Source organism: Komagataeibacter sp. NFXK3 (genome assembly GCF_054182245.1).
On sequence record NZ_JAPIVJ010000009.1, the window covers coordinates 43,241 to 65,434 of the forward strand.

At 63.1% G+C, this 22,194-nt stretch carries 27 protein-coding genes; 14 read left to right on the forward strand and 13 right to left on the reverse strand.

The window, feature by feature from the left end:
* Positions 1–103: 103 nt before the first annotated feature.
* The 5 genes from OQZ28_RS10975 to OQZ28_RS10995 all read right to left on the reverse strand — a co-directional run bounded on the left by OQZ28_RS10975 (position 104) and on the right by OQZ28_RS10995 (position 5,718).
* On the reverse strand, positions 104–484 hold the full coding sequence (locus OQZ28_RS10975) for a hypothetical protein (RefSeq protein WP_130731938.1): 381 nt from the start codon (positions 482–484) through the stop codon (positions 104–106).
* Between the two features lie 291 nt (positions 485–775).
* Entirely contained in the window at positions 776–1,756 is a 981-nt protein-coding gene (locus OQZ28_RS10980) for an Lnb N-terminal periplasmic domain-containing protein (protein WP_458136216.1), read from the reverse strand.
* Between the two features lie 26 nt (positions 1,757–1,782).
* Positions 1,783–3,837, reverse strand: a complete 2,055-nt coding sequence (locus OQZ28_RS10985) for an esterase/lipase family protein (protein ID WP_458136129.1) — start codon at positions 3,835–3,837, stop codon at positions 1,783–1,785.
* A 180-nt stretch (positions 3,838–4,017) separates the two neighbouring features.
* On the reverse strand, positions 4,018–4,395 hold the full coding sequence (locus tag OQZ28_RS10990; protein WP_458136130.1) for a hypothetical protein: 378 nt from the start codon (positions 4,393–4,395) through the stop codon (positions 4,018–4,020).
* A 36-nt stretch (positions 4,396–4,431) separates the two neighbouring features.
* Positions 4,432–5,718, reverse strand: a complete 1,287-nt coding sequence (locus OQZ28_RS10995; protein WP_458136131.1) for an Hsp70 family protein — start codon at positions 5,716–5,718, stop codon at positions 4,432–4,434.
* Positions 5,719–5,800: 82 nt separating this feature from the next.
* On the opposite strand from OQZ28_RS10995, the gene OQZ28_RS11000 reads away from it, so the two are divergent.
* The 6 genes from OQZ28_RS11000 (at position 5,801) to OQZ28_RS11025 (ending at position 7,999) form a co-directional block, all read left to right on the forward strand.
* Positions 5,801–6,133 (forward strand): hypothetical protein, encoded by a 333-nt coding sequence (locus OQZ28_RS11000; RefSeq protein ID WP_458136132.1) that lies wholly within the window; start codon positions 5,801–5,803, stop codon positions 6,131–6,133.
* 84 nt (positions 6,134–6,217) lie between these two features.
* The gene (locus OQZ28_RS11005; protein ID WP_242621864.1) at positions 6,218–6,499 is read left to right on the forward strand and encodes a putative hemolysin; all 282 of its coding nucleotides are present in this window, start codon (positions 6,218–6,220) and stop codon (positions 6,497–6,499) included.
* Positions 6,496–6,720 (forward strand): hypothetical protein, encoded by a 225-nt coding sequence (locus OQZ28_RS11010; protein ID WP_458136133.1) that lies wholly within the window; start codon positions 6,496–6,498, stop codon positions 6,718–6,720. Before OQZ28_RS11005 ends, OQZ28_RS11010 begins: the two co-directional genes overlap by 4 nt.
* 171 nt (positions 6,721–6,891) lie before the next feature.
* A complete protein-coding gene (locus tag OQZ28_RS11015) occupies positions 6,892–7,191 on the forward strand; it encodes a hypothetical protein (RefSeq protein WP_458136134.1) in 300 nt (99 codons plus the stop codon).
* 127 nt (positions 7,192–7,318) lie between these two features.
* Positions 7,319–7,552, forward strand: a complete 234-nt coding sequence (locus OQZ28_RS11020) for a hypothetical protein (RefSeq protein ID WP_242621863.1) — start codon at positions 7,319–7,321, stop codon at positions 7,550–7,552.
* Positions 7,553–7,624: 72 nt separating this feature from the next.
* The gene (locus tag OQZ28_RS11025; RefSeq protein WP_458136135.1) at positions 7,625–7,999 is read left to right on the forward strand and encodes a hypothetical protein; all 375 of its coding nucleotides are present in this window, start codon (positions 7,625–7,627) and stop codon (positions 7,997–7,999) included.
* A 196-nt stretch (positions 8,000–8,195) separates the two neighbouring features.
* On the opposite strand, the gene OQZ28_RS11030 is transcribed toward OQZ28_RS11025, so the two are convergent.
* The gene (locus OQZ28_RS11030) at positions 8,196–9,623 is read right to left on the reverse strand and encodes a sugar porter family MFS transporter (protein WP_458136136.1); all 1,428 of its coding nucleotides are present in this window, start codon (positions 9,621–9,623) and stop codon (positions 8,196–8,198) included.
* Between the two features lie 471 nt (positions 9,624–10,094).
* Between OQZ28_RS11030 and OQZ28_RS11035 the strand changes: the two genes are divergently transcribed.
* Positions 10,095–11,201, forward strand: a complete 1,107-nt coding sequence (locus tag OQZ28_RS11035; RefSeq protein ID WP_458136137.1) for a glycosyltransferase — start codon at positions 10,095–10,097, stop codon at positions 11,199–11,201.
* 43 nt (positions 11,202–11,244) lie between these two features.
* On the opposite strand, the gene OQZ28_RS11040 is transcribed toward OQZ28_RS11035, so the two are convergent.
* The 5 genes from OQZ28_RS11040 to OQZ28_RS11060 all read right to left on the reverse strand — a co-directional run bounded on the left by OQZ28_RS11040 (position 11,245) and on the right by OQZ28_RS11060 (position 15,416).
* Entirely contained in the window at positions 11,245–11,847 is a 603-nt protein-coding gene (locus tag OQZ28_RS11040) for a class I SAM-dependent DNA methyltransferase (RefSeq protein ID WP_458136138.1), read from the reverse strand.
* Positions 11,844–12,572, reverse strand: a complete 729-nt coding sequence (locus OQZ28_RS11045; protein WP_458136139.1) for a PIG-L deacetylase family protein — start codon at positions 12,570–12,572, stop codon at positions 11,844–11,846. Before OQZ28_RS11045 ends, OQZ28_RS11040 begins: the two co-directional genes overlap by 4 nt.
* Positions 12,569–13,681, reverse strand: a complete 1,113-nt coding sequence (locus OQZ28_RS11050) for an acyl-CoA dehydrogenase (protein WP_458136140.1) — start codon at positions 13,679–13,681, stop codon at positions 12,569–12,571. The genes OQZ28_RS11045 and OQZ28_RS11050 overlap by 4 nt, the downstream gene beginning before the upstream one ends.
* A gap of 144 nt (positions 13,682–13,825) precedes the next feature.
* A complete protein-coding gene (gene dgt / locus OQZ28_RS11055; protein WP_458136141.1) occupies positions 13,826–15,199 on the reverse strand; it encodes a dGTP triphosphohydrolase in 1,374 nt (457 codons plus the stop codon).
* 79 nt (positions 15,200–15,278) lie between these two features.
* Complete coding sequence (locus OQZ28_RS11060; protein WP_165399178.1) at positions 15,279–15,416, reverse strand: hypothetical protein; 138 nt, start codon at positions 15,414–15,416, stop codon at positions 15,279–15,281.
* A gap of 542 nt (positions 15,417–15,958) precedes the next feature.
* Between OQZ28_RS11060 and OQZ28_RS11065 the strand changes: the two genes are divergently transcribed.
* The 4 genes from OQZ28_RS11065 to tmpT all read left to right on the forward strand — a co-directional run bounded on the left by OQZ28_RS11065 (position 15,959) and on the right by tmpT (position 18,125).
* The gene (locus tag OQZ28_RS11065; protein ID WP_458136142.1) at positions 15,959–16,444 is read left to right on the forward strand and encodes a DUF523 domain-containing protein; all 486 of its coding nucleotides are present in this window, start codon (positions 15,959–15,961) and stop codon (positions 16,442–16,444) included.
* A 166-nt stretch (positions 16,445–16,610) separates the two neighbouring features.
* The gene (locus tag OQZ28_RS11070; RefSeq protein ID WP_458136143.1) at positions 16,611–16,937 is read left to right on the forward strand and encodes a hypothetical protein; all 327 of its coding nucleotides are present in this window, start codon (positions 16,611–16,613) and stop codon (positions 16,935–16,937) included.
* A gap of 126 nt (positions 16,938–17,063) precedes the next feature.
* Positions 17,064–17,381 (forward strand): hypothetical protein, encoded by a 318-nt coding sequence (locus tag OQZ28_RS11075; RefSeq protein ID WP_130731910.1) that lies wholly within the window; start codon positions 17,064–17,066, stop codon positions 17,379–17,381.
* Between the two features lie 90 nt (positions 17,382–17,471).
* Positions 17,472–18,125, forward strand: coding sequence for a thiopurine S-methyltransferase (gene tmpT, locus OQZ28_RS11080; RefSeq protein WP_458136144.1), 654 nt, complete (start codon positions 17,472–17,474; stop codon positions 18,123–18,125).
* Positions 18,126–18,140: 15 nt separating this feature from the next.
* On the opposite strand, the gene OQZ28_RS11085 is transcribed toward tmpT, so the two are convergent.
* Positions 18,141–18,377, reverse strand: a complete 237-nt coding sequence (locus OQZ28_RS11085; RefSeq protein ID WP_130731908.1) for a hypothetical protein — start codon at positions 18,375–18,377, stop codon at positions 18,141–18,143.
* A 219-nt stretch (positions 18,378–18,596) separates the two neighbouring features.
* Here OQZ28_RS11085 and OQZ28_RS11090 point away from each other — a divergent pair, with 219 nt between their 5' ends.
* Both OQZ28_RS11090 and wrbA read left to right on the forward strand, forming a co-directional pair.
* Positions 18,597–19,559 carry a sensor histidine kinase gene (locus tag OQZ28_RS11090; protein WP_458136145.1) on the forward strand — a complete coding sequence of 321 codons (963 nt, stop codon included), beginning with the start codon at positions 18,597–18,599 and terminating at the stop codon, positions 19,557–19,559.
* 183 nt (positions 19,560–19,742) lie between these two features.
* The gene (wrbA, locus tag OQZ28_RS11095) at positions 19,743–20,342 is read left to right on the forward strand and encodes an NAD(P)H:quinone oxidoreductase (RefSeq protein WP_458136217.1); all 600 of its coding nucleotides are present in this window, start codon (positions 19,743–19,745) and stop codon (positions 20,340–20,342) included.
* 42 nt (positions 20,343–20,384) lie between these two features.
* On the opposite strand, the gene OQZ28_RS11100 is transcribed toward wrbA, so the two are convergent.
* A complete protein-coding gene (locus OQZ28_RS11100; protein ID WP_130731598.1) occupies positions 20,385–21,311 on the reverse strand; it encodes a LysR family transcriptional regulator in 927 nt (308 codons plus the stop codon).
* 180 nt (positions 21,312–21,491) lie between these two features.
* Between OQZ28_RS11100 and OQZ28_RS11105 the strand changes: the two genes are divergently transcribed.
* On the forward strand, positions 21,492–22,193 hold the full coding sequence (locus OQZ28_RS11105; RefSeq protein ID WP_458136146.1) for a pirin family protein: 702 nt from the start codon (positions 21,492–21,494) through the stop codon (positions 22,191–22,193).
* Position 22,194 lies beyond the last annotated feature (1 nt).

A 22,194-nucleotide genomic window follows, 5' to 3' on the forward strand; every position in this document is an offset into this window, starting at 1 on the left:
ATCAATGCCTGTGGCACGGCCCTCCGAAGAAAGCCGTGCCATCAGTCAGGTTGTCATATTTTATGTGTAAGGAAGTCGTAATCTCACTTCCATTACAGATATTTTATATGCCCGAATGTGCCTTGATGTTGGAAGACGACATGGTGTGATGCCAGACGACATTCCCGTTGAAGATGATGGTCAGGCTTTTTTCCTGGCCGTGCGACCCGTTGGAGAATGCGCCGTAATAGGGAATGAAATTCGTGCCGTTTGCCTTGCTGGTGACGAAAGAGTACTTCCACTCTTCATGCCCGCTATCCGTAAAGTGGGTGTCCATCGGGTCACCAAACATGTCCCGCACCTGCTGCTTGGTGGTCACGTTATCATGAATCTTCTGGTCGATGGTGGCGCCCGTCTCGTTCTTGATGGAAGTATTACCGGCGGAAGCGCAGCCGGAAACGAGAAGAACAGCGGTAAGGCAGCCCGCAATAGCAGATTTTTTCATTAATAGTTTTCCATTAACTTAACAAAAAATATTATATCTTTTGAATTGCATCGATATTTTCTATTTTTTGAAATAAAGGCCCCACTGGTAAAAATCCAGACCCAAAAGACATGCTGCTGTGGAATTTTCAGGAAAAATGGCAGGGCAGACGTTAAAAACGGTATATATTTTACATTTTATGGAGAAACATTTAGTAATAATAAAAAAGATTTCAAATCATTGTGAAATGTTGCAATCAGCTGTGCCACATTTTTGCCACAGTCGAGACAATTGTATCGAGGCTGATATGATCTAGGGCCCCTCGGGCGGCGGCAGCATGGCACGGATGGCGGTGGAATAATCCGGCCCGATAACGGCACCAGCCGGGCGTTGTATGCGGCTTGCTCCGTGCAGGGCGGCAAAATCGGGGTAGCGCTTCGGGTCATAGGGGCCAAGCAGGTTCATGTCATAGGCCATGCTGGCGGTGTGGCCGCTCAGTATGATGCGCCAGTCAAAACGGTAGCGCAGTTGGGCGCCCGCGCGGGCCAGGATGCCGGTGGTGCAGTTGTCACCCAGCGTATTGTACCATAGCGGGTGGCGAATGATGTCATGGATCGCATGCACATAGCTCAGGAACAGCCGTTCGCGCACGGCGGGCGAGAGATCAAGCCGGTACAGATAGACCCGCTCCCGGCGCACATCCGTGCGCACGCCAATCAGGTCGCGCTCATCGGCCGTGACATAGAACAGTTCATAATGATGGAAAAAACCCGCAATGGTGGAATAGGGAAAACGCGCCTGCCTACGGGTTTCGATGGACATGGCAAGATGCTGCCCGTCGCTAAAGCCAAAGCTCAGGAAGACATGGGCAATGTTTTCACCCGCCCAATAGGATGTAACCAGGTCGACCCGATCGAGTTTGCCCAGGTCATATGTCGCGTCATACCATGCAGGCAGGTAATCGGTGACCGAACGGTAGCGGAAATTGCGCACGTTACGCACATGCACCATATTGCCCTCACGCCATGCATCGGCCGGTATGGCGTATTCCTCCGCCCAGACCCGGTCATTGCGCGGCGGGTCGGTCACGTACCAGCCCGTGAGTGCCACGACCGCAACGCCCCGCGCCGCATGCCCGAGCCGGGCCGGGCGCAGCCACCCTGCCCCCACCATCACGGCGGCGAATGCCGCGCTCAGGCCCAGCCGCAACGCATCGGGCATGAGGGTGGAATAATACAGCGCCCCCGTGCCCATCACTGTCACCACGCCCAGAACGGATCGCAGGCCGATCATGTGCCATCGGTGCAGCACGGGCCTGCTCATGGCCGCGTGGCAGTGTGCGTGGCCTGCGCCTGCGGGCCGGATGAATACTGGGCAAGCTGTTCAAGCAGGATGCGCTGCACTTCGGCTATGGTGAAGGGGTTGGACTGGGTGGAATGCTCCGAATGGCGCACGACCAGTTCTGATTCCACATCAGGGATATGCGCGCTGGCATAGGAGACCACGCCATCATCGGCATGGGCCAGGTCCCGCCCTGCCCCGCATACGGGAATGATGGAGTGTACATGCACATCGGGCATGATGGGAATGGTGGGTAGCGTGCGCATGAACGCGCTGTGCGGCGACATGGCATAGACGCTGCCAAGGCGGGGAATGCGGTTGTCGACATGCGTGCTGTCACCTGCTCCGGTCACGATCTCACGCGCGGTTTCGGTCACCCGCAGCGGCAGGCTGGCCATGCCGCCCACGAACTGGGCGATCGACTTGCCCGCAAGGTAGCTGCCATGCTGCGGAGTGGAGATGAACACCACCCGGTCGATCTCGGGCATGGGGGTGGGAAACATGGTCTGCCTGATCAGCGCCATGGTGTCGGCATTGAGGTGAAAGCTGGAAAGAGGCCGGCCCGCCGTGCCATCCCACAGCCTGTCACCGGGGTTGATGACCAGCATGCGCGCCAGAAGCCCGCCCTGGCTGTGGCCAATCAGCGTGATGTGCCCCAGCGCGGGGTCGGCCTGCACGCCGCCTAGGCTGGCCACGGCCTCGGTAATGGCATGGCGCAGCTGCCACGCCGAATAGGGGATGGGATTGGCCGTGGCATAGGAGAAGAACCAGAAATCGAAATGATCGCGGATGCGCCTGTCTTCCAGCAGGTCATTGACCATGCTGGCCCAGCGGTAAGGGCTGGAGGCGGTGCCATGTATGAACACCACGGGCATGCTGCCATGGTGGTGCGGGTTCATGGCGATCAGGCGCGGGCGGGTGCCGTCATAGGTCGTGCCATCAAAGAACCCCCGGTATTCCTTGGTGCCCAGCGCGGTATCCACCAGGCTCAGGGCGCGCGCGGTGGTCTGGTCATAGGCGGCGGGCACGCGGGCATGGGCAATGGGGGTGTCGGGGCTTTCATCCATTATGCGCAGCACCAGCCGCCCGCTGGGGTGCTCGCCCAGCACCTGCGTGCGCGGGTTATCCATTTCCAGCACCAGGCTTGCGGGCAGGCGCAGCTTTTCCGCTATGACGAAGCTGCCATCGGGCGTACCTTCAGGGGGCGCCTGATCTTGTGGCGTGGCGCGGTTGCGCGTCGCGTCATCCTGCGCCGGTGCCGCAATGTCAGCCACGGCGGATGGCGCATGATCGCCTGCGTGCTGCAGCGTCTGGCCGCTGCTGGCCGGGCGGGCGGGCGCTGCCGGCGTGGCGCGGGCCAGCACGGTCAGGGCCTCGCCAAGGCCGGGAGTGTGATAGACGTTATTGATGCCGCCCACCCCAAGGGTCGCGGTAGGGCGGATATTGTCCAGCACGCGCCCATGCCAGCGCAACTGGGCGGGATCAGCGCTCAGCTCCAGCGTGCCAAACGGCAGGGCGCGGCTCTGGCTGGCAATATTGACCGGGGCCGGAAAGGCTGCCGCGAGGCCAAGATTGTACAGGTCACAGGCCTGCCGGAAACGTAAGTCATACGGGCTGGGACCATCCGCCTGCCCCGGCTGCAGATAGGCATAGGCATAGAGGCTGGCTGCCAGAAAATCCTGTGCACGGTGGTGGCGCAGGCCCTGCCTGTAACTCAGCTCGGCCAGCGCAAACAGCACATCGGCTTCATCATCGCGCCCCGCCGCCTGGGTGCGCAGGGTGGCAATGGCGCTGTCAGGCCTGCTGCGCCACAGCGGCAGCAGCCCGTGGCGGCGCAGCACGATCAGCGTGCTATCACTGGCCTCGCGCCCCGCCAGCGTCGTGCGCGTGGCGGTACGGTAGCTGTGCACCAGCGAGACCTGCCGCACGCTTACCGGCCCGGCACACCCTGCAAGCAGGGCCGCGGCCAGCATGCTGGCGCAACGCAGGCGGCGGTTGATACGGGTGGGGGCAGCAGGCAGCGTACCGGGCATGATCGATTTCATGCCCGCAGATTAAGCACCCCTTCGGCCTGCAGGGAACAGGCAATCGGCACGCATGGCCTTCGAGCCGCCTCTTTCGGCCCGGCATACGCGACAGGATCAATCCTGTAGGAGAATACAGTCGGCCTGCGCGTAAAATCGGGGCAGGATCCGCCTTTTGCCATCCGGTCATCAGGAATTGGTGGAATCAAGGGAATGCCAGGGCCCACGACCCGAACCCCTTGAAGGGGTCCTGACATAACCCGCCCCGCAGGCCTCTATGCTCACCTGATATTGCGTGCCCAGTTCGCGTTGCAGCCGCGCGGCCAGTTCAATCCCCTGCTGGTCAAAGGCATCACGGGCGTCTGGCGTTTCGAACCCGGTATCGGGGCCACCGGGGTCGTCCCAGTCCAGGATGGCATCAAATGCACGCTGCCATGCATCGAGAGCCTTCTTCAGGTCATCGGAAATCGGCAGGGTAGCGGGATCAAAATCGCCGTCCCCCGCGCGGGGGCCAGCATGCCATAGCGGGTAGCATGCATAATCCGCCATGACCTTGATGTGCTTCACGCTGCCCCCTGCGATGTCACTGGTATCAGGGTGTCATCACCCGTTCATCAGCGCCAGCCCTTCCGCCACGGATACGAACTCACCGCCCATGTCTACCCTGTCTGCGCCAAAGCGGCGGGTGAACAGCGTGCGCACGGCGGGCACGAAGGACGTGCCGCCGGTCAGGAACACGCGGTCAATGGCGCTTGCGGGCAGGCTGGCGCGTTCCAGTGCTGCTTGCACCGCCTCATCAAACCGCGCGAGGTCAGGCGCGATCCAGCCCTCGAATTCCGCACGGGTTATGGTGCGGTGAATGCGCACGTCGCCATATTCGTAATCCAGCGTGGCGCTCTGCGCGCTGGACAGGTCCCGCTTGACCTGGCCTACCGCGCGATACAGCGCCTGGCCCTGCTGGGCTTCGATGATGTCGATCAGCGCCCGTATCTTTTCCGGCTCGGCGGCCGTTCGGGCCACATCGGCCATGTCGCGCAGTGTCTGGGGCGTGCGCATCAGGGCCAGACGGTGCCACCGGCCAAGGGCCGCATACCATTCGGCGGGCACCGGCAGCGGCTGGCCGCCCATTACGCGGTAGGTTGTGTTGCGGCCCAGTTCGGGCGCGATCACGTTATCTATGATGCGGTAGTCAAGCTGGTCGCCTGCAATGCCAACACCCGCATAGCCCAGCGGGGTTGCGCCCTGCCCGCTGGCAGGGTCAAACCGCAGGATGGAAAAATCGCTCGTGCCGCCGCCAAAATCGCCGACCAGAACGGTGGCGGGCCCTGTCAGGCGCTGGGCAAAATGCCAGCCAGCAGCCTCAGGCTCAAGCGCCACGTCAACATGATGGAAGCCCGCCTGCGCAAAGCCTGCCCGCAGGCGGTCCTCGCCAAAGGCGTCATCGGCGCGGACACCTGCAAAATGCACCGGCCGCCCCACGGTGGCGCTGACCCGGGCGGGGTCGATATCGAGCGTGCGCATCAGGCATGACAGGAAACGCGCAACCAGTGATTCCAGCGTCATGACCTGGCCCAGAAGCCGTGTCTGGCGAAAGGATGACTGCGCCAGATACGACTTCATGGACATGATGAGGCGGCTTTCCGCCGGGTCTTCAAGGTAGGCATCCACCGCGGCAGCGCCTATGGCTTCTTGCAATGCCCGGCCACGGGGCTGCATCTCGTCATGCCACAGGCATAGCAGCGTGCGGCATGTCTCGGTGGGCGGGTGATGGGGAAAATGGAAGCGCGCGGGCTGCGGCTGGCCCTTGGCGTCCAGCACCACCACAACGGTATTGGTCGTGCCGAAATCTATGCCAAGCCGCACGCCATGGGGGGGCTTTATGGAAGACATGCGGCCTCCCATACGCGCCGATGCGGGCCGTGTCCATCGGGGTCATTCACATTTTGCGTGGGGTGGCGTAGGGGTTGGTATCATGACCGAGCCCTTTACCTGCGCCAATGCCCGCTATCGTACCGATACCCGCCACGGCCACCCGCACGGCAGGGGGCAGGCGCGCGGCAGCGTGCTGCCCACGCCCCTGGCAACACACGCCGACACGGGCGATACGCTGTGGCTGGAATATGTGCGCGCGCCGGAAGGGGAGCGGTTCTGGCTCATGTGGTATGATGCCCATGGCCTGCCGCGCCTGACCAACAGCGCGGTCATGGACCATGCCAACCTGGCCATCATGCTGCGCGCGCTCGGCCATGGCGCGGCACTTGGCGCGGTGCAGGCCTCCCTGCCGCCCACCCGTCACGCGCCCTGATCCGCCTGCCCGGTCTTGCCGATGGCCGCCAGCCTGTTATCAAGCCCCCCACACCCTTTTGCTGCCTGTGGCACGAGAAATGACATGATGAACCCATTCCCCATCCCCGGCCGCAATATCCTGACACGGCTTGCAGCCCTTGGCGCAATCGTTGCGCTGGGTGCCTGTACTGGCCACCATGGCCCGGCGCAGGCCGCGCGGATCGGCATGCCCAACCCGGCTTCCGCCTACTGCCTGCATCTGGGCGGCAGGCTTGAAGCACGCACGTCCCCGCAGGGCACAACAGGCTGGTGCCACCTGCCTGATGGCACCGTGATGGAGGAATGGGCGCTGTTCCGCAGCCATCATTCCGCCCGGCCGCAGTGAAATCACGCTGTCCTGCCCGGCTCGCCCTGCTGGGCCTGCTCGGGCTTGCGGGCTGTGGCGATGCGCTGATGGCGCGCAACCTGCCCCCGGCCCAGGACTGCAAACAGCGCGGCGGAACATGGCGCGTAACACCTGATGGCCGCACCGGGCTGTGCACCCTGCCGCCGGGCGCAAGCGTGGCAGGCGCGCGCATCGTGCCACGCCATCGCGGCACTCCTTAGCCGCTGCTGGCACGGCGCATGCAACTGTGGCGCAGGTTACCCGTTGTGAACGAGGCAGGCTGTTTCACAAGGTCCCCTGCCGGTCGACCATGGCCTGTGGCAGGCCTGGCCCGTCCTTTACCCGGCATGGTGTTTTCTGAAACAGCCTCCTGAAGCAACAAGGAGGATTCCGTGCCCGTAGCCGCGACCACCACACCATCCCGCTTCATGCCCCTGAAGGTCATCGCCCGGTCATGCGCCCTTGCGGTGGGCATGGGGCTTGTCCTGCCCCTCATGGCCTGTAGCGGCCGGATCGGGGAGGACGCGTGCATTTCCTGCTCGGCGGAAAAAAAAGCGGACGCGCCTCCCCCGCACGATCCCGCAGCCCCCTCAGGCAATGCCGTGGGCGAAGGCGCGGGCGGCCCCACCGGCTCGCCCCAGCAGGCGGCACAGGACCAGAGCCCGGGTGCCGCCAGCGCACCGGGCATGTAAAGCCGTGGCAGGGGCCGCGCAATTGTCACGGCAACGTGTTTCTTACGCCTTCCAGGCGGGCTGAACCCCGTGGAGCCAGGCGCGTTTTCCCCTTGCCACCCTATTGAAAAAACAAGGAGGATACAGGATGCGGTTCACCGTTCTCCCCGCCCTCCCCATCGCATTAGGGTTGGGGATCGGGGCAGCAGCAGATGCATATGCCGATGACCCGGCAACACCGCAGCAGGTCGCGGCCTGCAAGGCCGATGCCCTGCGGCTGTGCCCGCTGGACATACCGGATACAAGACAGGTTGAAGCCTGCATGCACCGCAAGGTCACCCGTCTGTCGCCTGCATGCCGGGACACCGTGCAGGGCAAATAATACCGTCCCGTGACCGGGGTGCGCCATGGCTTGGCCAGTCAGTGCCCCGCTACCGTTTTTTCGGAGGTTCACATGACGATTTCGCGTAACGTAACCGACATGACCACCCGCATCGGTGATTTCCTGACAGGCGCGCAAGGTGACCGTTCCGGCGCGCTGTCGGTTCTCAACGACATTCTTGGCCCCCTGCCCGCGCCAGACGAACCCAGCATGCTCGAACACCGCGCGGAGGAAGCAGGCATGCTGCCGCTGATCCGTACATGGCAGGAGCACGACAAGGCCCCGCATGCCGATGAAAGCACGATCCGCGCCCTGTTCCGCCCGACGGAACTCGAGCGTTTCTCCACCCAGACAGGACTTTCCCCACAGGCCGCGATGAACATCCTGCGCGAGATGCTGCCCTCGGCCATCCGTCATCGGGCGCTGAACGCGCGTGCGGGCTGGTAGCCTGCACACACGGCTGACCCCGACCTGCACTGACACGCAACAATCAGGCCCCTCCTTTTGCCAGCCACACCGGAACGCTTTCCCGGTGTGGCTGGCTTTTTTGGGACTGGAACTGGAAAGACAGAAGTTTTTGGGGAAGCTTTTTTCAAAAAGCTTCAAAAGACAGCGCCCAAAAACTTTTATCGGTTTTAATAGTTTACCTGCGTCCCGGCTGCCCGATTTCACGCAAGGGGTAGCCTGCCTTGACCCGCTGCTCGATATCTTCAAGCGAGCAGCCCCGCGTTTCAGGCACAAGAAAGTACCCGATCAGGAAGAAAACCGCATTGAAGGCGGCCAGAAGCCAGAAGATGCCGTAATCTCCAATAAGGCTCATGACGGACAGGAACACATTGCTGATCAGCCAGTTGGTCATCCAGTTGGCGAAGGTGGAGCACGCTATGGCCAGCCCGCGCCCCTGCAGGGGCTGGATCTCGGTGCACATGGTCCACGGGACCGGTCCTTCACCCAGGGCATAGCCCAGCGTGAACAGAACCAGCAGCCCGATGATGGCAATGCTGCCCAGGGTGCCCCCCACATGCGCAAACAGCACAAACCCGAACGCGCACAGGCTCAAGGAGGCCATGAGCGTGCTGACCAGCAGCAGCGGCCTGCGCCCCCATCGGTCGATCAGCACAATGGCCACGCCGGTCGCCACCATGTTGGCCAGGCCAAGCAATGTTGTGCACCACACTGCCGCCTGGGCCGAAAAACCAAGATGTTCAAGCAGGTGCGGGGCGTAATACAGCAGGATATTGATGCCTGCGAGCTGCTGGAACATCTGAAGCGCCATACCCAGGGCCAGTGTCTTGCGAAAACCGACGGAGGTTTTGAGGAGTTCGAAGCCGTTGCCCTCGGTTTTGCGAAGGTTCTGCTCGATCCGGTCGAGTTCGTTATTGGCGCGTTCGCGGGATCCGCGCACTTTTTGCAATACGCCCCGGGCTTCACGCCTGCGTCCATGCATGGCCAGCCAGCGTGGGGAATACGGCACCCGCATCGTGGCCAGGATGAAGAACACCGTTGGCACCGCAAGAATACCCAGCATCCACCGCCAGTGCCCGCCATAGGAAAGCAGGCTGTCTGACAGGAGAGCCAGCAGCATGCCTGCGGTAATGACAAGCTGGTAGAGCGAAATCATCGTGCCGCGCTGGCTCTTTTCGGTAATTTCGGCAATGTAGAGCGGTGCTGAAAAAGACGCGAAACCAACCCCGATGCCAAGACAGACACGGCCTGCAATCATGACGGGGATGGACGGGGCAAGCGAACACAGGGCGGTGCCAAGCAGGAACAGCAGCCCCGCATAGAACATCGCCCCCCGCCGCCCCCGGTAATGCGAAACCGGGATGGCCAGAAGCGAGCCGCCTGCCGCACCCAGCATGAGCGAGGAGACAATCCATTCCTGCGCGCGCTCATTGGCGCCGAGGTCAACGCCCATGAACTTGAGCGCACCGGCAATGACACCAGTATCGAGGCCAAACATAAGCCCGGCAAGCCCGGCGGCCCCGGCGAAAAGAAAGGCGTTCCGGCGTCCTTGTTGCACGCTGTCGCGATAGGACAAATCATCATGCTTTAAAGTATCGCCATTCACGATGAAAAAACCTTTTTGTTGTTATGGTTTCAATGTAAAACGCGCCTTTTTAAAAATAGTTCTATGCAACGTGGTCACGCCTGTCTGATCGGCAGGCCAACGGGTGGCCTATAGCCTTATCAACAAGCCCTTCAATAATGGTTCTTGCCGGTATTTATGCATGATCGTTTTTTGTAGATCGATACAGGGCTGTCACGATACCAGTCCTGGGCAGGCATGTTGCCTGAACGGCAAATGAAGCATGTGCTCGCCCGCGTTTGGGCCTGACAGCCTGCGCCCGTTGTTCTGTGCCCCTGAGCTGCCCGGACCACAGCCAGCCACGCAGGGCGGATTTTGCCATCGTGCGCCACGATGCGACGGTTTTAAGGCCTGCGCTCTCGGCGGCCTCCATCTGGCAGCGGCATGAGCCGCGCTGATGGAACCGGGGCGGCGCGTCGGGCGTTTAATATTCTCCCGGCCCACAGGTGACCCATGCAGCCCGATCACCCCCTTGTCGCGGCCATTCCCGTGCGGAACGAGGCCGAGCGCATTGGCCCCTGCCTGCTCGCCCTCGCCCGCCAGCACGCCGCCCGCCTGAGCCATGTGGTACTGCTGCTCAACAACTGCACCGATGCGACATTTGCCAACGTAACGGCGCTGGGCAGCAGGCTGCCTTTTGCCCTTCATGTGGTTGAGCGCACCTATCCACCCGCAACGGCCCATGCCGGCACTGCACGCCGCGCCGCCATGACCCACGCGGCTGAACGCGCCGGGCCGGAAGGCATCGTGTTCACGACCGACGCCGATGCCGTGGTGGCGCCGGACTGGCTTGCCCGGACCCTCGCCGCTTTTGCCAGAGGGGCCGATGCCGTGTGTGGCCGCGCGTTAATCGACCCGGTGGAGGCCGCGCGCCTGCCCGCCTGCCTGCATGATGATGACAGGGCGGAAACCGCCTATGCCACCATGCTCGACCGCATCCATGACCTTGCTGACCCTGATCCGCATGACCCATGGCCACGGCATGTCGAGCATTCGGGAGCCAGCATTGCGGTGCGGGTGGGCCTGTACCACAGGGCTGGCGGCATTCCTGCCGTGCCACTGGGCGAGGACCGCGGATTTCTGGCCGCCCTGCGCCGCGTGGATGCCGCCATCCGCCACGCGCCCGATGTGTGGGTGAGCGTATCAGGCCGGATTGCAGGGCGCGCGCGCGGCGGCATGGCCGATACCATGGCCCGCCGCCTGATCCGGCAGGATGAAATGCTGGATGCAAGCCTGGAGCCCGCCATGACCTGCCTGCACCGTGCCCAGGCCCGCGCGGCCCTGCGCCAGTTATGGGGCCAGCCCGTGCGGCATGGCCCCTGGCGGGCACGGGCCGAAAAACTGGCGCGTCAATTGATGGTGCCCTCCGCCACCCTGATCGAGACCTGCGCGGAACCATTTTTTGGCCTGGCGTGGGACAGGCTTGAGGCCGCAAGCCCCCTTCTGCGCCGCCGCCCTGTCAGGCGCGCGGGCCTTGTGGCCGAACACAGGCAGGCAGCCCGGATCGTGCTGCGCCTGTTGCATGCGCAGGACCCGGTCCTACCAGTGCTTGATGGATGATGCAGGCAGAGAAGGCAGCATGCCTTGAAGCTGCTTTTACGGCTTATCCTGTCTTGCAACATGCCCCCAGCATGTCCAGCCGGTAATGTGCATGATGTTGGGCCTGTGTCACCTTCAGCCCGGCGGCAAGGCACGCAGCCACGAAATGACGGGCGGCCTCGTTGCCATTGCAGGGCGTATCGGTAGGCCCGGTCCAGTTGACCAGCACGATCGGGGCTTCTGCCTGTCGCACGCGCAGGCAATGGGTGGCGAGCCGCGCAATATCGGCGCGTGAGAGAAAATACAGCAGTTCGGAAATAATGATCAGGTCACACGATGCTGCTGGCAGATCAGGAAAGCCATCAGGTAACTGCCCACGATAAAACGTCACCCCCTCCAGTCCTGCGCAGCGGCGGCGTGCCTGCACAAGGGCGGCTTCAGCTACATCCACGGCCAGCAGGTGGTCGCATTGCCGCGCCAGACGGACGGTCATAACACCGATGGAACACCCGAGTTCCAGCGCATGATGAAACCGCTGGCCTGCCAGCAGCGCAAGGGTGTGGCGGTATTTATTGCGCTCATAGGGGCGGCTTCCCACCCCCCATGGGTCGGAACTGGTTGCATGAATGCGCTCGAACACGGCGCGCGGCCAGCTTGCCCCGCTCATGGCGTGAGAAAAACCTCAAAATCCGTTATCAGCGCCGCCAGCAGGCTGGCAGGCAGGCTGAAACCGGTAGGGTCATCGGTAATCAGGTCGCCATACTGGCTTTCATGCGCGCTGACGGCACGGGCCTTGAGCGCGCGGTAGGGTGTAATGTCCAGCCGCAGCCCTACGGGTGGGCCAAGGCCAAGCTCGGTTTCCGCCGCCACAAGCCACCCCCAGACCGGATAGGCCAGCAGCATCAGGGCATGACGGTGGCGCAGGGCAAGGCCCATTTTCCATACGGCTTCATGGTCGCAATGCGGATCAAGCCGCGACGGCGCGAAAACCGTGGTGCAACCATGCCGTGCAGCCAGACGGGCCAGATCGTGCACGAGGCGGTCAAACACCGGCCCCTCATGCGCGGTGGCCGCATCCGGCTGGTTGAGGAACACCACGCGCTCCGCCCCCAGCCCCAGGCAGGCCAGCGCGCGCAGGGCCTCGCGCCGCCGCTGTTGCCGCAGCCGTGCTGCCGGCCACTGGCGCGAATGGGGGTGCGAGGCCGCACCATCGGTCACGATAACGACAATAGGCGGCTGCCCGGCCTGACAACACGCGGCAATCAGGCCACCACAGCCCAGGCTTTCATCATCAGCATGCGGGGCCAGGATCAGCGCCGCGCCGGGTGTGATGGCGGCCAGCGGGGCCAGCGGCAGGTTGCGCCACGCCGCATGCATGCTGGCGGCTTTCATGGAAAGGCCTCCTCCGTGCATAGCATGTCGCGCTGCGTGAACCATGCAGCCGCCTCGCATAATGTTTCATCCGGGGCAGGCTGGCGCAGATAGGTGGCCAGATCGCGGGTCAGCCGTTCCGCCACGTTTGTGTTGATGAAGGCCGAAAGCCCCAGCCCGCGCTGGACCAGTTCGATCACCTCCAGCCCCGCCCGCTCCACCGCAATGCGCGCCAGATTGACGGTGGCGGTGATGTCACCCGCCGCGTAGCGGTCCTGCATGGTGGCGACCAGCGCGGCCCTGCGTGTCCAGTCCATTGCGGTCTGGGTGGCAATCAGCGCCTGGCCAATGCGTGCGAGCTGGGCCGGGGCCTGTGCCCGCCCGCGCGCGGCAAGCTGCGCGCGCAGCACGGTGGCGAGCCGTTCGATCCCGCCAAGGGTCACGGCCATTGCCCGCCATGCCCCGGCGGAAAATTCCGGCTGGCGCACATAGTCACCCGCCTGCCCGATCAGGTTCTCCGCGGTCACGTTAAGGCCGTCGAAATCGCACTGCCCCGTGCCAGCTCCCCGCATGCCGCTCAACCCACCGATGGAAGGATGGACGGCGCAGCCCTGCCCTATGGCCACGCGCAGCATGACTGTCGTATCCGCCTGCGTGCGGGCCGTAACCAGTGCCTGTGCCACATGGCCCGCGCCTGAGGCAAAGGCCTTCTGCCCATGCAGGGCCAAGCCCTGCGCGGTCTGTTCCAGATGCAGGGGATGCACGCCATCGGTCACCCACACGCCAAGCAGCGCGCCTGCGTGCACATCGGCTGCAACAGCGGCGCCCTGGGCGGGGGAGCCGTAACGGCTGACAAGGCGCAGGGCATTGACATGCCCCTCCACCACACGGCCAAGCGCCAGGCTGCCCTGCCCCACCAGGCGCAACAGGTGGAGCAGGCCGACAGCCGCCTCGGATGTTGCATCAGGCCAGCAACCGCCCGATGCCAGTGGCAATGCAGCCGAAAGGACACCAAGCGCCCGCAGGCGCGCCAGACCATGCGTGGGGAAAACCGCCTGCGCGTCATTCGCGCTGGCTTCCGCCTCGAGTTCGGCGCGGCAGGCGGCAAGGGCCTCAAAGGGAAAACTCATGCGGGCACGCTCCGTATTCCCGAAAAGAACGGGAAAACGCAGCAACCGGATCAACCCGTCAGCCCCTCTTCCCTGCCCGTACAAACAGCACCGGAGCGCAATTGGTTCCCCTCAGGTCACGCGCCCCACGTGGAAACCCGCGTGCTAGCGCCGCCCGATCATGTCCGCCACTTTCACGGCATAGCGATCCGTCATGCCCGATACGAAATCGGTCAGCGCATGCAGCGCGTCATAGGCGTTGGTGACATGGGCGACCGGCAACCGCAGGGCGCGCACCAGTTGCGCATGATAGGCGCTCAGCCGGGTGCAATCCCATTCCACGGCCCGCAGTTCATTGAAGAGTGGCAGCAGGCCATCAAGAATGCGATAGACGACATTACGCCCGTAAACCTCGAGTTCCGTCTTGCGCGCCGCGTTGAATATCTCGGTCCGCGACACCTGCCTTATGTCCTGGAATTCCACCCCGAGCCGCGAGGCCTCGACCAGTGAGCGCGGGAACGTGCCATCCATGATGGCCGCGTAATTCTCGCGAAAGGCGTCCACGCAGGCGGCAATCGCGCCGCTAATGGCCTTGGCGCGATAGATGGACACGATATCGGCACGGCTGCGTTCAGGGTATTCCTTGCCCGAGCGGGTGGTGAGCGCACCAAGCAGGCCGGTTGCCACCTCGAAGCTGATATCTTCCGAGAGAAAGGCATCCTCAAGGTCCATGATATTGTAGCAGATATCGTCCGCCGCCTCCATCAGGAAGGCCAGCGGGTGTCGCCGCCACCATGAGCCGATGACCTGCCCGCTGCCGTCATGCACATCCGTGCGCCGCAGGCCCAACTCGGCTGCGACATGCGCGAAGGTGGGCACGTCATTCTCGAAAAAACCGTATTTCTTGAGGCCGATATAGGGCGTGCCATCCATTACGCCCTCGGCCCCCGCCTCCAGCCGGACAGGCGCTGAAACCGGATATTTGGTAAACGCCCCAAGCGAGCCGAGGGCAAGCCGCATGCCACCCCTGTTCCTGTACATCTCGGTGCGGGTGAGGATGCGAAAACCCTGTGCATTGCCCTCAAAGGCATTGAATTCGACACGCTGCGCGAGCGGGATCTCGCTCATGATATCGCGGTCTGCCGCGAATTTTTCCTTGAACCATGAGCCGATGGCCTCTTCACCGGAATGGCCAAAAGGCGGGTTGCCGATATCATGCGCCATGCACGCCGTCTGCACGAGGCCCGCCACGACCTTGACCTGATCGGCCGTCAGTTCCTTGAGGTCATCGGCCAGCCATGACCCCACTTCGGTGCCCAGCGAGTGCCCCACGGTTGCGGCCTCAAGGCTGTGAATCAGGCGATGATGCACATGGTCATTATCATAAAGCGGGTGAACCTGGGTCTTGTTCGCCAACCTGCGGAAGGGCGGCGAGAACAGGATCCGGTCCATATCCTGCATATAGGCGGGGCGGTGCTTTTCCTGCGTATAGTCGGGGTCGTTGAGGCGTTCGGTCCTGAGAAGCGTGTTCCACTGCATGCCCGGTCAATCCCTGCTGGCAATATGTGCGCCATCATCCGGGTTGCCCCTGCCCCGGTCAAGCCGCGGGCGCACGCCCTTACTCCTCGCCGCCCGAGCCGAACAGGAATTCGATCGCCCACATGGCCAGCCGCATCACCGCCCATGTCAGAAAACACAGCAGGATGCCGTTACGGAGTACTATGGAAATCTGATAAATCACATTCCATTGGGTCACGCGTCATTGTTCCTTCCAGCCAGGAATTCCTGCTCCGTGATATGCGTGTGCACTCTCGCGCCTTGATTTACCAGCATTTCCTACCTGATATTCCCTTGAGCCGCGTGGTCATGGGCAGGCCAGTGCCACAGATCGTGTTGCCATCCATCCTATGATGTCCCTGCCTTTGACTTCGCCACCCGCACTTATGGCCACATGCAGGCAAGGCGCCTTGCATGGCGGCCCTGCCCTGAGGGCTTCCCTTCATCTTACAGGCTGCAATGGCAAAAGTATATGTTTCGTTATCGAAACGCATAAGTTTGCAGGAAGAGGATGCGCTTTTCCAACAATGCTCTAGCAGATGGTAGGGCTGCATTTTTTTCATGCGACATTGTGTTATGACAACACTAGACTTGCCCACATGTGCTGGTCGACACATCCGTGATGAAGAAAGACCGTGCGGCGGGGGCCCTGGCTCCTGCCGTTCCTGTTTTTGCGCCCCTCCTTGCCTGCGTGCCTTCTGGCGGTTTTGCCTCCCAGCCATTTGTGGCAGGCTGCGGGCCATGAAACCAAACCTGCTGATCAGTGGCTGCCTGGCGGGCCTGCCCGTGCGGTATGATGGCTCGGGCCGCCCCCTTATGGATCACCGCCTGGCGCGATGGCAGGCGGAAGGACGTGTGACGGTCTGCTGCCCCGAAACGCAGGCTGGCCTCATGACGCCCCGCCCCCCGGCTGAAATTGCGCACGGGCGCGATGGCATGGCCGTGCTGGACGGGCAGGCCCATGTTCAGGAATCAACCGGGCAGGATGTATCGGCCGCGTTCGTGGCGGGCGCCCATCTCGCGCTGGCCATGGCCCGCAAGCATCACTGCGCCCTGGCACTGCTTATGGATGGCAGCCCTTCATGTGGCAGCAGCTTTATTTATGATGGCAGCTTTACCGGCACGCGCCATGCCGGGATGGGAGTCACCGCAGCGCTCCTGCGCCGCCACGGGGTAACCGTGTATGCGCCCGCACAATTTGCGCTTGTTGCCGCCAGAATGGATTGAGCCTTGCAACGCTTTGGCAGGATCGTTTTCATGATGACAGGATGTGCCCCGATTGGCTTCTGAAACCCGGCATGGATGTAAAGGGCCAGCCTTGTGTTACGTTCGGTCAGGTTTCTTTACACAATACTGCACGGGCGCGACGTATCATGGTGCTCGCGGCCCCGGCTTGCCCGGCCATCCACCTGGGTCGGGGTCGCACCCCCCGGCTGCATCTGGCGGGCGTGGCACATCGCTTTCGCAGCCGGTTGCCAGTATCGGGCAATTGCGCCCGCCCGGCCCCCTGCAGCCTGATAAGTCGCACGCCGCCACGCGTCTGGCCGCGCGCTTTTTGCTGCTCCTTGCCTGTTTTGCCTCGCTGGCCGCCTGCGCCGACCCCAATCCACGCCTGGATGACAATGCGCGCGCGGCAGCGGATTATGGCAATGGCGGCCCGCAGGGCGAATGGGGCAGCCTGGGCGGGGGCTGGAGCGGGCCGGGTAATATGGGCTGGTAGGAACAGCTTTTATTACTGCTGGATGAATAATATATAATCCATTTGAAACAAAAAAGCGATATTCGCACATAATGCCGTGACATTGACCCCTTACAAGCACTGCAAAACCACTCGAGGTATTGCCCCATGCTCAAAAGGATCACCATCGTGGCCCTGTCCGTCACGATGATCACGGCCCTGCCCCGGCCCGCGTCCAGCCACAGCTATCATATTGGCCTGCCCGCGCGGCTGCGCGCCCATAACCATGTCAATTCGGTCTATGGCAACACGGCGGGACATAAGGCTGCCATCCCCACGGATAGCAGCCGTTACCGCAACATCGAGGCCAGATGCGAAGGCCGCTCGCTCGGCAGTGACTATACGGCCACGACCATCGGGATCAGCCAGGCCTCGCATCGCAGCTTTTTTGCGGAATGCATGACACAGGCTGGCGCATGGCAATAAAGGGCATGGCCGGGGCGCAACCTGCCTGTTCACGCCAGGCGTAACACGCTACCACGCACGGCATTGTTGCAGGCATTAAAGGCAGACACGATGGATGAAGCTTTCTGGCAGGCGAAGTGGGAACGCGGCGAGACCGGCTTTCATGAACCCTGCCCCAATGCCCTGCTGACCCGCTACCTGTCCACCCTGCACCTGCCTGCCGGGGCGCGGGTTTTCGTGCCCCTGTGCGGCATGAGCCTCGATATTCACTGGCTTCTGGCCCAGGGCTACGCGGTGGTGGGCTGCGAACTCAGCCGCATTGCCGTCACACGCCTTTTTGCGGCACTCGGCCTCGAGCCGCATGTCACGCCCCTTGGCGCACTTGATCGCTTCGAGGCGGGCAAACTCTGCGTTTTTGCTGGCAACATCCTTGCCCTCACCCCGGCACGGCTGGGGGCGGTGGATGCCGTCTATGATCGTGCGGCGCTGATTGCCCTGCCCGCCCCCATGCGGGTGGCCTATGCCAGCCACCTCATTGCGCTGACCCATGCCGCGCCGCAATTGCTCATCTGCCTGGAATATGACCCGTCATGCCGGGCGGGCCCACCCTTCGCGGTGGATGAAACGATGGTACGCCAGTATTACGCCGCGACATTCCTGCCAACGCGCATTGCACGGCACGCCGTGCCCGGCGGCCTGAAAGGCGCCTGCCCGGCGTGGGAAAGCGTATGGACCCTCACGCCCCGCCCTGAGCCTGCACCGTAGCGCCGCCATCCATCTTTACTTGCCCGAGGGGCTGCCCGTTGCAATCCACAGCACCAGCGCGGGAATGAAGAAATACAGCGCCGTGGCCGCCAGCATCCAGGGCATGAGAAAAGACATGTCGGTATGCAGCACGTAGTGGCAGACCAGGTTGGCAAGCCCCAGCATGACCACAACGCACAGGCAGGCGCACAGATTCATCACCAATGTGCGTTCCGCATTGATCTGCCGGATGTGTTCTATAATCGATTGCATGGTTCCGCCTGTATCCATATGGGTGCCGGGGCCGCATCCGGCCGGGCCGGATGGAGGCCCGAAGCCCTGATGGTGCGTACACCCACGCCCGGCCCCCGTGTTGCCCCTTCTATAAAGCCCGCGGGGCAGGAAGTCACTTCCACGAACAGGCCCATGACAGAAGTCGTTTCCCGGCCTGCGCACCTTCCGCCGCCGTTTTTTTTGCTGTAGCGTGCGGAAATGTTAACACGCGCTTCGCTTACGGCCACGGATCTTGCTCGCGTTCTTGAGCAGAGCACGGATTGCGTCAAACTGCTTGACTGCAATGGCAACCTGATCTGGATGAACGCAAACGGCCTGTGCGCCATGGAGCTTGACTCCTTTACGCAGGTTGCGGGCGCGCGCTGGGCCGGGCTATGGCCCGATGAACTCCAGGCCGAGATAGAAAGCGCCTTCATATCCGCCCGCGCGGGCGAGACCGCCCGTTTTCGCGGGGCCTGCCCCACGGCCAAGAACGACCCGCGCTGGTGGGAGGTCAGCATAACGCAGGTATGCGATGATGGCGGCAGGCCCATCGGTTTTCTGAGCATATCACGCGATGTGACCCAGGCCGAGAACGACCGCGAGGCCCTGCGGGTCATGATCGGGGAGATGCGCCACCGCCTGCGCAACAGCTACACCATCGTATGCAGCCTGCTGCGCCGCTTTGCCGGCAATGACCCCCGGCTTGGTGAATTCGTGGCGGATATGGAGCAGCGCATCATGGCGCTGGCCCGCGCGCAGTCCTTGTTTGATGATGATACGACGGCAGCCGACCTGCGGGAACTGATCGAGGTGCTGGTCAATCCCTTCTGCGGCGCGGCGGAGGACTGTTTTACGCTTGATATTCCCCCTGGCCTCACCCTTGACCGGCGCACGGCCGATGCCGTGGCGCTGGTGATCGGGGAATTATGCGTCAATTCAGCCAAATACGGCGCGGTCAGCACAAGCGGGCGCATCGGCCTGCACTGGCGGGGCAAGCCGGGCGAGATGCGGCTGGAATGGGTAGAACATGCCCCCCCGCCCGCCCTGCCAGCACCCGCCGCGCGTGGGCAGGGGCTGCGCCTGATCAGCCGCATCGTCAAGGCCTGCGCGGGCACGTTCGACATGCAATGGCGCGCCGACGGGGTCACTGCCACCATGTTCGTGCCCCTGCCCGCATGAAATTACGCTCATTTTATCAACGCATTGCGTGAAACCACGTTTCTGCCCGCAGGCAGCCTTCAAGCCCCGGAAACGAAGCGTTTCCAATTTTGGCGTATCGCCCGGCACAGGGGGCCGTATTGTCAAGGCGCCTGCCGGGCTGGCCCGGTGGCGCAGCGTGCAACATAGCGGAAGGTCATGACTATGCCCAAGGTTCTCGTACTGTATTACTCATCCTACGGCCATGTGGAAACGATGGCCCACGCCGTGGCCGAAGGCGTGCGCGAGGCCGGGCTGGAGGCCGTGGTCAAGCGCGTGCCGGAACTCGTGCCCGAGGACGTCGCCAAAAACCATCATTTCAAAACCGAGCAGAGTGCCCCCCTCGCCACCACGGCGGAACTGCCGGAATATGATGCCATCATCGTCGGCGCGCCCACCCGCTTTGGCCGCCTGCCTTCACAGATGGCCAATTTCTGGGACCAGACCGGCGGGCTGTGGCTCAAGGGCGCACTGGTTGGCAAGGTGGGCGCGGTGTTCACCTCCACCGCAACACAGCATGGCGGGCAGGAAACCACGCTGTTCTCGCTGATAACGAACCTTTTGCATCATGGCATGGTCATCACCGGCCTGCCCTACAGCTTTCAGGGCCAGATGCGGCTCGATGAAGTGACTGGCGGCGCGCCTTATGGTGCCACCACCATCGCGGCAGGCGACGGTTCGCGCCAGCCCAGCCCCACCGAGCTTGATGGTGCGCATTATCTTGGCCAGCACGTGGCAGGGCTTGCGCGCAGGCTCACCGCCTGAGCGCCTGCCCCCGGCCCGTTGCGCCGGGGGCGACCGCGCCGCCTACGGGCAGCCCCCTTCCCGCGCCCAGGGCGGGTGGTCAAAGGCACCCACCAGATAATCAATGAACGCATTGACCCGGATGGGGCGCAGCCCGCTTGCGGGCGTGATGAGGTACAGCCCCACCGGCGGGACATCCCATCCGGGCAGCATGCGCACGAAGCGGCCCGCCTTCAGCCCCTCCCACACCATGAATTCGGGGAACAGGCCAAACCCCAGCCCCGCCTCGAGCGCAGGCAGGAAGCCCGCCGCGTTATCAGCCCGCAGCCGCGCTGTCTGCGAAAGCACGAATTCCCGGCCATCGCTTTCATGGTGCAGGCGGATCATGCCGGGGGCTGCGGTATTGGTATAGACAAAGCTCCTGTGCCCTGCCAGCGCGCGCGGATGCTCCGGCGCGCCAATCTGCGCCAGGTAGCCGGGCGTGCACACCAACGCCAGCCGCACGCTGCACAGCCGCCGGGCACGCAGCGATGAATCGGCCAGCGCCGCGATCCGTAGCGCCAGGTCGTAGCCGCCTGCCACCAGATCAACCAGCGCATCGCTGTAATCGATGGTGAGGTCGATTTCGGGGTAGCGCCGCAGGAATTCGGGCAGAACGGGAGCCAGGTGCTGTATGCCAAAGGTCATGGGGGCGGCCATGCGGATCAGCCCCGAAGGCGCGCGCGTGCCGCCGCGGGCCTGTGTCTCGGCGGCCTCGGCTTCGGCCACGATGGTGTTGGCATGGCCCAGCAGCATGCGCCCGGTCTCGGTCAGCGACATCTGGCGCGAATTGCGGTTGAACAGGGCCACGCCAAGTGACTGTTCAAGCCGGCTGATGGCCTTTGATACGGTGGGCTTGGAGAGCTGTATGTCCTCCGCCGCGCGGGCAAACGAGCCGCGCTCCGCCACTTTTGCAAAAATGGCCCAGGCTTCGAAATCCGGCAGTCTCATCGGTAAACTCGGGAAAGGGTGCGCGCCATATGTTTCCCTAACTTATCTGCGGACCGCTGTCTCTACCCCGGCCTGTGATGCACAGACGATGTAAAAACGGGAAATGAAAGGTTTCATTCATTTCTATATCAACACCAGACCCGGGCCGATACCATGAGGGCAACAGAAAGGAAAAAACCGATGATCGAAGTCCGACCCTTTGGCCAGCTGGGCCACGCCAACCATGGCTGGCTTGATGCAAGGCATCATTTCTCGTTTGCGGGGTATCATGATCCCGCCCGCATGCACTGGGGCGCGCTGCGGGTATGGAATGACGACATGATCGCACCCGGCACCGGCTTTGGCACCCATCCGCACCGGGATATGGAAATCATCACCTTCGTGCGCGAAGGCGCCATCACCCATACCGACAGCCTGGGCAATACCGGGCGCACCGAGGCAGGCGACGTGCAGGTAATGTCGGCTGGCACCGGCATCCGCCACAGCGAATACAACCGCGACACTGTCGCCACGCGCCTGTTCCAGATCTGGATCATGCCCGACCGCGCGGGCCATGCGCCCTCATGGGGCACGCGCACCTTCCCGCGCAATGAGCGTGCCGGGCAGTTCGTGGTGCTGGCCTCGGGGCGGCCGGGTGATGACGACGCCCTGCCCATCAATGCCGATGCCCGCGTGCTCGGCGCCACCCTGGCCAAGGGGCAGACAGCCACCTACAGGCTGGGGGCGCAGCGCCTGGGCTACCTGGTGCCCGCGCGCGGCGCGGTGGAAATAGACGGCGTGCGGGTTGGCGAGCGTGATGGGGCGGCGCTGTCCGATATCGAGACCGTGCACGTGCGCGCGCTCGAGGATGCCGAGATCATTCTGGTCGATACCATCGCCTGAA

What these genes read in the sequence shown, in the direction of transcription:
- wrbA (WP_458136217.1), top strand. Translation starts at nt 19,743, where the DNA reads ATGCCCAAGGTTCTCGTACTGTATTACTCATCCTACGGCCATGTGGAA.
- OQZ28_RS11075 (WP_130731910.1), top strand. Translation starts at nt 17,064, where the DNA reads ATGCTCAAAAGGATCACCATCGTGGCCCTGTCCGTCACGATGATCACG.
- OQZ28_RS11100 (WP_130731598.1), bottom strand. Translation starts at nt 21,311, where the DNA reads ATGAGACTGCCGGATTTCGAAGCCTGGGCCATTTTTGCAAAAGTGGCG.
- dgt (WP_458136141.1), bottom strand. Translation starts at nt 15,199, where the DNA reads ATGCAGTGGAACACGCTTCTCAGGACCGAACGCCTCAACGACCCCGAC.
- OQZ28_RS11085 (WP_130731908.1), bottom strand. Translation starts at nt 18,377, where the DNA reads ATGCAATCGATTATAGAACACATCCGGCAGATCAATGCGGAACGCACA.
- OQZ28_RS11035 (WP_458136137.1), top strand. Translation starts at nt 10,095, where the DNA reads ATGCAGCCCGATCACCCCCTTGTCGCGGCCATTCCCGTGCGGAACGAG.
- OQZ28_RS11090 (WP_458136145.1), top strand. Translation starts at nt 18,597, where the DNA reads ATGTTAACACGCGCTTCGCTTACGGCCACGGATCTTGCTCGCGTTCTT.
- OQZ28_RS10975 (WP_130731938.1), bottom strand. Translation starts at nt 484, where the DNA reads ATGAAAAAATCTGCTATTGCGGGCTGCCTTACCGCTGTTCTTCTCGTT.
- OQZ28_RS10995 (WP_458136131.1), bottom strand. Translation starts at nt 5,718, where the DNA reads ATGTCTTCCATAAAGCCCCCCCATGGCGTGCGGCTTGGCATAGATTTC.
- tmpT (WP_458136144.1), top strand. Translation starts at nt 17,472, where the DNA reads ATGGATGAAGCTTTCTGGCAGGCGAAGTGGGAACGCGGCGAGACCGGC.
- OQZ28_RS11025 (WP_458136135.1), top strand. Translation starts at nt 7,625, where the DNA reads ATGACGATTTCGCGTAACGTAACCGACATGACCACCCGCATCGGTGAT.
- OQZ28_RS10980 (WP_458136216.1), bottom strand. Translation starts at nt 1,756, where the DNA reads ATGATCGGCCTGCGATCCGTTCTGGGCGTGGTGACAGTGATGGGCACG.
- OQZ28_RS11040 (WP_458136138.1), bottom strand. Translation starts at nt 11,847, where the DNA reads ATGAGCGGGGCAAGCTGGCCGCGCGCCGTGTTCGAGCGCATTCATGCA.
- OQZ28_RS11105 (WP_458136146.1), top strand. Translation starts at nt 21,492, where the DNA reads ATGATCGAAGTCCGACCCTTTGGCCAGCTGGGCCACGCCAACCATGGC.
- OQZ28_RS11050 (WP_458136140.1), bottom strand. Translation starts at nt 13,681, where the DNA reads ATGAGTTTTCCCTTTGAGGCCCTTGCCGCCTGCCGCGCCGAACTCGAG.
- OQZ28_RS10985 (WP_458136129.1), bottom strand. Translation starts at nt 3,837, where the DNA reads ATGCCCGGTACGCTGCCTGCTGCCCCCACCCGTATCAACCGCCGCCTG.
- OQZ28_RS11045 (WP_458136139.1), bottom strand. Translation starts at nt 12,572, where the DNA reads ATGAAAGCCGCCAGCATGCATGCGGCGTGGCGCAACCTGCCGCTGGCC.
- OQZ28_RS11005 (WP_242621864.1), top strand. Translation starts at nt 6,218, where the DNA reads ATGATGAACCCATTCCCCATCCCCGGCCGCAATATCCTGACACGGCTT.
- OQZ28_RS11020 (WP_242621863.1), top strand. Translation starts at nt 7,319, where the DNA reads ATGCGGTTCACCGTTCTCCCCGCCCTCCCCATCGCATTAGGGTTGGGG.
- OQZ28_RS11000 (WP_458136132.1), top strand. Translation starts at nt 5,801, where the DNA reads ATGACCGAGCCCTTTACCTGCGCCAATGCCCGCTATCGTACCGATACC.
- OQZ28_RS11065 (WP_458136142.1), top strand. Translation starts at nt 15,959, where the DNA reads ATGAAACCAAACCTGCTGATCAGTGGCTGCCTGGCGGGCCTGCCCGTG.